General features: G+C 43.0%; 1 protein-coding gene. It reads left to right on the forward strand.

Annotated elements, in window-relative coordinates; translation table 11 throughout:
• Window position 1: 1 nt before the first annotated feature.
• Window positions 2–1,177, forward strand: coding sequence for an elongation factor Tu (gene tuf / locus ACFIK0_RS09165; protein WP_012755022.1), 1,176 nt, complete (start codon window positions 2–4; stop codon window positions 1,175–1,177).
• Window positions 1,178–1,189 lie beyond the last annotated feature (12 nt).

Below are 1,189 nucleotides of genomic sequence, written 5' to 3' on the forward strand. Positions count from 1 at the left end.
AATGGCGAAGAGCAAGTTTGAACGAACAAAACCGCATGTTAATATTGGTACGATTGGTCACGTTGATCATGGGAAGACCTCGTTGACAGCAGCGATTACGAAATATTTTGGTGAATTTAAAGCCTATGACCAAATTGATGCTGCGCCAGAGGAGCGCGCACGTGGAATTACTATTTCTACAGCACACGTTGAGTATGAAACGGAAAATCGTCACTATGCGCACGTTGATTGTCCGGGACACGCTGATTATGTGAAAAACATGATCACAGGGGCAGCACAGATGGATGGTGCTATTTTGGTTGTTTCAGCAGCTGATGGTCCAATGCCTCAGACACGTGAGCATATTTTGCTTGCGCGTCAGGTTGGTGTTCCAGCAATTGTTGTTTTTCTTAATAAAGTTGATCAGGTTGATGATGCAGAACTTTTGGAGCTTGTAGAGCTTGAGGTTCGGGAACTTTTATCCAAGTATGATTTCCCAGGTGATGATATACCAATTGTTAAGGGTTCTGCGTTGGCAGCTCTTGAAGATAAGGATAAAAGCATTGGTGAAGATGCTGTTCGTCTTTTAATGAGTGAAGTTGATAATTATATTCCAACCCCTGAACGTCCTGTTGATCAACCATTTTTGATGCCGATAGAAGATGTATTTTCGATTTCGGGTCGTGGAACCGTTGTTACGGGTCGTGTTGAGCGTGGTGTTATTAAAGTTGGAGAGGAAATCGAGATTATCGGTATTCGTCCAACATCTAAGACGACGGTTACAGGTGTTGAAATGTTCCGCAAGCTTTTAGATCAAGGTCAAGCGGGTGATAATATAGGAGCTCTTCTACGTGGTGTTGATCGTGAAGGGATTGAGCGTGGTCAAGTATTGGCAAAGCCAGGATCTGTTACACCTCATACGCGTTTTAAAGCAGAAGCTTACATTTTGACAAAAGATGAAGGTGGACGTCATACACCATTTTTCACGAATTATCGTCCTCAGTTTTACTTCCGTACGACGGATGTTACAGGTATTGTTACACTTCCAGAAGGAACGGAAATGGTTATGCCAGGTGACAATGTTGCGATGGATGTTTCGTTGATCGTTCCGATAGCGATGGAAGAGAAACTTCGTTTTGCTATTCGTGAAGGTGGTCGTACTGTTGGTGCCGGTATCGTCTCTAAGATCATTGAATAAATAATGCTTGTT

It is taken from the genome of Bartonella sp. CL63NXGY (genome assembly GCF_042194905.1).
Taxonomy (GTDB): Bacteria; Pseudomonadota; Alphaproteobacteria; order Rhizobiales; family Rhizobiaceae; genus Bartonella.